The organism is Neoroseomonas soli (assembly GCF_018129065.1).
Classification (GTDB): domain Bacteria; phylum Pseudomonadota; class Alphaproteobacteria; order Acetobacterales; family Acetobacteraceae; genus Neoroseomonas; species Neoroseomonas soli.
Genome location: NZ_JAAEDM010000154.1, coordinates 1 through 5,015 on the forward strand (window position 1 = coordinate 1; position 5,015 = coordinate 5,015).

The 5,015-nt window shown below is 74.8% G+C and carries 2 protein-coding genes and 1 pseudogene; all 3 read right to left on the bottom strand.

Features of this window, described 5'->3' with window-relative positions; translation table 11 throughout:
- Positions 1-444, bottom strand: a pseudogene (locus GXW76_RS24855) (ankyrin repeat domain-containing protein); the annotation flags it as partial.
- A gap of 77 nt (positions 445-521) precedes the next feature.
- Complete coding sequence (locus GXW76_RS24860) at positions 522-2,606, bottom strand: hypothetical protein (RefSeq protein ID WP_211864828.1); 2,085 nt, start codon at positions 2,604-2,606, stop codon at positions 522-524.
- A 184-nt stretch (positions 2,607-2,790) separates the two neighbouring features.
- A partial coding sequence (locus tag GXW76_RS24865) for a DUF4159 domain-containing protein (RefSeq protein ID WP_211864829.1) occupies positions 2,791-5,015 on the bottom strand: 2,225 nt, incomplete at its 5' end.

Genomic DNA, 5,015 nt, shown 5'->3' on the forward strand with positions numbered 1-5,015 from the left:
GTCGCGCGCGGCGCGCTGCGCCGGGCTCAGCGAGGCCTCGGCCGGCGGGGCCGACCCGCGCACCGAGCCGCGGGCCGAGAGCAGGTAGAACAGGATGTCGTTGCGCCCCTGGTCCACCGCCGCGTCGATCGGCGACAGGCCGAGCACGTTGCGTTCCTCGAGGCTTGCGCCGCGGTTCATCGCATCCCGGGCGGCCGCGAGGTCGCCGCGATTGATGGCGTCGAACAGCGCCGCGGTGGGCGAGAGATTGGCATTGGGGTCGCCCGGGATCGGCTCCGGCGCGCGGCGGGCGGCAAGACCCGGCAGCGCCGGCGGCGGCGGGCGCTGCGTCTGCCCGGCCTGGGGGGGCGGGCCGGAGAATTGCGCCAGAGCCGGGGCGGGGCCGAAGGGCTGGCCCGGCAGCAGCGCAAAGCCGAAGGGGGCAAGAAACAGGAGGCGTCGCATCCACCCCTTCTAGCCCAACCCGCGCGCGCCCGGAACCTCGCAGCGAGGGTGGAACGGCCGTGCGGCCGCGGTCGGCCCTAACGGCCTTCCCGCCGCCACGCGATCAACGCCGCGCCCAGCACCAGCGCCAATGCGAGCCAGGGCGGCAGCAGCGGCAGCGCGGAAATCCCGGTGACCGTGTGGTCCCCGTTGCGGCGCAGGCCGATCCAGCCCGCCCCCGCCACGTCGCGCCCCGCCCCGACGCGGCGCAATTCCGGCACGGCGGGCACCGCCCCCTCCCCCAGGTAGCGCGCCACCCCTCCCGTGCCGGCGAGGAGGGGACGCAGCTTCTCCGGATCGGCGCGCAGGTCGGCGATCTCCAGCGGGTTGGCGGCGGCGGAGGCCGCGAAGGCGGTGCGCCGCCCGTCCGCGGCCTGCCAGACACCCGGCTGCGCTGCGGGCAGCGAGAGCGTCGCGCGGCCGCCGCCGGCTTCCTCGGGCCGGGCGCGGGTCACGGTGCCGTCGGGGGCGGTGACGGTGATCTCCGGCGGCGGGCCGGGGTCGAGGCTGCGCCGCGTCACCATCAGCCGTCCGGCCTCGATGCGCGCGGTCAGGTCCTCTTCCTCGAGTTCCGTCTCGCGCATCAGCCAATGGGCGATGCGGCGCAGGACCTCCTGCTGCGGGCCGCCGCCGTCATGGCCGCGCGACCACAGCCAGATGTGGTCGGACAGCAGCAGCGCGACGCGGCCTTCCGCGACGCGGTCCAGCACCAGCAGCGGCGCGCCGTCCGGGCCTTCCATCACCGTCGAGCCGGACCGCGCATCGGCGCGCAGCCAGCGGTACCAGCGGCCCCATTGCGCTTCGGCCTGCTCGGTGTTGGCGCCCACCAGCCCTTCCGTGACCGGGTGCCGGAAGCCGAGGGCCGAGACCCGCGGACGGAAGGCCCCTTCCGCGACGATGTTCTGCCGCCCGGCTGGCCGCGCCGGCAGCACCTGGCCGAGCGGCGTCAGCGCCAGCGAAACCGGGCCGCTGAATTCCGGCCCCACGCTCATCAGCAGCGCCCCGCCACCGCGCACGTAGTCGGCGATGTTCCGCAGATAAGCCGCCGGCAGGATGCCGCGGTTGGAGAAACGGTCGAAGACGATCAGGTCGAAGTCGCGCAGTTTCACCTGGAAGAGTTCGCGCACCGGGAAGGCGATCAGCGCCAGCTCGTTCAGCGGTGTCAGGTCGTCCTTCTCCGGCGGGCGAAGGATGGTGAAGTGGACGAGGTCCACATTCGGGTCGGCCTTGAGCAGACGGCGCCAGGTGCGCTCGCCCGCGTGCGGCTCGCCGGAGACCAGCAGCACCCGCAGCCGGTCGCGCACCCCGTTGATGGTCACGACCTGGCGGTTGTTGCGGGCGGAAACCTCCCCGGGGCGGGCTTCGGCCTCGATCTCGACGACGGTCGGGCCGCCGCGCTGGATCGGGACGGCGATGCGCTGGTCGCGGCCGATGGGCACGCTCTCGCTGCGCGGCGTCTCGCCGTCGCGGCGGATGGTCAGGCGGGCGGCACCCTGGGCGTTCGGGACGCCGAGGTCCTCGACCGCGACGCGGATCTCGACCTCCCGGCCGACGATGCCGAAGCCCGGGGCCTCGATGACGCGCAGGCGGCGGTCCGTTTCCCCCGCGCGGCCGGGCATCAGGGCGTGGAAGGGCGCGTCGAAGGGCGCGGCGGCAGGGATGTCGTGCGCCTGGCCATCTGTCAGCGCGATGACGCCGGCGAGGCGCGCGCGGGGGATCTCGGCCAGGGCGCGCTCGATGGCGGTGAAGAGGCGGGTGCCCTGGTTGCCGGCCTCGGGCACCTCGATGGTGCGGAGTTCCAGTTCGGGCAGGCGGGCGGCGCGGGCCTCGATGTCGCGGCGGGCGGCCTCGATCTGGGCGGTGCGGGTGCCGAGGGTCGCGCTTTCGCTGCGGTCCACCACCAGCAGGGCGATGTCGGGGCGCGTTTCGCGGGTCTCCTCGACGAGGCGCGGATTGGCGAGCGCGAGGAGGATCAGGGCGAAGGTGACGGCGCGCCAGACCACGCCCCGCGCGCGCCGCCAGGCCGCCGGGACCAGCGCAAGCAGCGCCAGTACCGCCGCCGCGCCGAGCAGCCAGGGCGGCAGGACGGGCGCGAAGTCGAGCCCTGCGATCGTCTGGATCATGGCGTGACCGGGAAAGGCGCTGCCTTCCCGGAACCCCATCCAGCCCCCCGCCCATGGCATCCGCCACGGATGCCGACGCCGAGGGCCCTGCGCCCCTCGGAACCTGTATCGGTTCCCAAAGGCCTTTCGGCCTTTGGTGGGGGAGTTTGAGGGGGCAAGGCCCCCTCAAGGACGATCCCGCGCATCAGTTCCCCAGCCTTTCGAGGATGGCCGGTACGTGCACCTGGTCCCCCTTGTAGTTGCCGGTCAGCGCGTACATCACGAGGTTCACCCCGAACCGATACGCCAGGATCCGCTGCCGCGCCCCACCCGGGATCGTCGCATAGGGGTTCTGCCCGCGGGCATCGAGCGCCCAGGCCGCCGCCCAATCGTGACCGCCGATGATGACGGGGCTGACGCTGTCATTCGCCCGGTCCTGGTCGCGCGCCACCCAGACCTGCCCGCCGGAATAGCGTCCCGGCAGGTCCTGCAGCAGGTAGAAGGCGCGCTTGAGGACGTGGTCCTCCGGCACCGGCGCGAGCGGCGGCACCGCGAGGTCCCGCGTCACGCGCCGCAGCGCCGCCCGCGCGCCGGGGTTCATGCCGTCGCCCGAGCCTTCGTCCCGCGTGTCGAGAACGATGATCCCGCCATTGCGCATGAAGGCGTTGAGCGCGGCGACCGCGGCGGCATCGGGCTGCGGCGCCTCGGCCAGCACCGGCCAGTAGAGCAGCGGATAGAAGGAGAGATCGTCCCGTCCCGGCACCACCGGATGAGGATCCGCGAGCGCCGCCGCGGTGCGCCGGTTCACGAAGTCCGACAGGCCGACGAGGCCCAAGCGGCTGACCTCGTCCACCTGCGAATCCCCGCTGACGACATAGGCGAGGCGCGTGGCGGTCGCCGCCGCGCCCTCCGGTTCCTGCGCGAAGGCCGGCATCGCCATGAGCAGCACGACCAGCGCCGCCCCGCGCGACCATTGCCGCCCGACCAGCCCGCGCTGGGCGAGCGAAATCACCAGGTCCGCCGCAAGCAACAGCAGCGCCAGCGCCAGCAGCCAGGGGCCGAGGTCGCGTTCCGCCGGCACGCCGCCGATCGCCTCGGTCCGCGCCGAGGCAGGCACCGCCGCCGCCGCGCGCGGCGGAGGCAGGCGCGCCGTCAGGTTCAGTGCCCGTCGCCAGGTTGCTTCCTCCGCTTGGCCGGGCGTGCCGTACCAGCCGGGCGGGTGGCGGGGGGACGCGACGGTTTCCTCCACCCGGTTGGCCGGGATCGGGGCTGCCGCCGGCGGCGCGGCGCCGAGCCGGCCGAAGCCGTCCAGGATCTCGAGCGGCGCCAGCGGCGCCTCGCCCTCCGCCCCCTGCACCCCGGCGGACAGCGCGACGAGACGACGCAGCATGTCCACGAAGAGACCCGAGAGCGGCAGGTTGGACCACTCCGCATTGGCGGTGACGTGGAACAAAACGATGCGCCCCTGCCCGCGCGCGACGGCGGTGACCAGCGGCGTGCCGTCCGCCAGCCGTGCCCAGGACCGCTCGGTCAGCCGGGGCGAGGGTTCCGCCAGCACCTGGCGCTCCACCGTGACCTCGGCCGGCGGAACCAGTCCGGCGAAGGGGGAGCCTTCCGGGAAGGGCGCCAGCGCCTGCGGCCGGTCCCAGGACAGGGCGCCGCCGAGCGCCCGCTCACCCGACCGCAGCGCCACCGGCAGCAGCGGGTCGGGTCGCTCCGCGAGCCGCGGCCCCGCGAAGCGGATCAGCATGCCGCCCTGCTCGACCCAGCGAGCCAGCGCCTCCCGCTCCCGTCCTTCGGGCACCTCGCGGTCGGCCAGGACCATCACGGCGAGGCGGCGGGCCAGCAGTGCCTCCGGCGTGCCGCGGCGGATCTCGGCATAGGGGGCGAGGGCGCGCTCGAGGTAGTAGAGATCGCCCGTCAGCGGCGCATCCGCGCTGGTCTCGATAGCGGCGGAAAGGCCCACCGGGCGGCGGCGGAAACGTTCGTCCAGCAGCACCGTGCCGGCGGCGCCGGATTCCGGTTCGAGGTCCAGCCGCACCACCTGGTTGCGGATCTCGATCGGCAGGTCGAGCGAAGCCTCGGCCTCCGTCGCGCCGGGCGGAAAGGCCAGGGTCGCCGAGGCGATGGCGCGTCCGTCGCCGGTGCGGGCGAGCACGGTCGCCTCGGTCGGCGCGCCTGCCGGGGTCTGCAGCACGCGCAACACGAGGCGGTCGGCCTCGGCCCGCGGTGGCGGCAGGGTGCGCACCGGGCGTGCCTCGGCGCGCGCGACAGTCAGCGGCCCGGCCTCGGCCAGCGCCGCGGCGAAGGGAGAGAAGGCATCGCCCCCCGCCGCATGCTCGACCCCATCGGCGACGTAGAGCGTCGCGAAGCCGCCGGGGTTGGCGGCGCGGAAGGCGTTCAGCGCCGCCAGCGCCGCCGCGCGGTCCG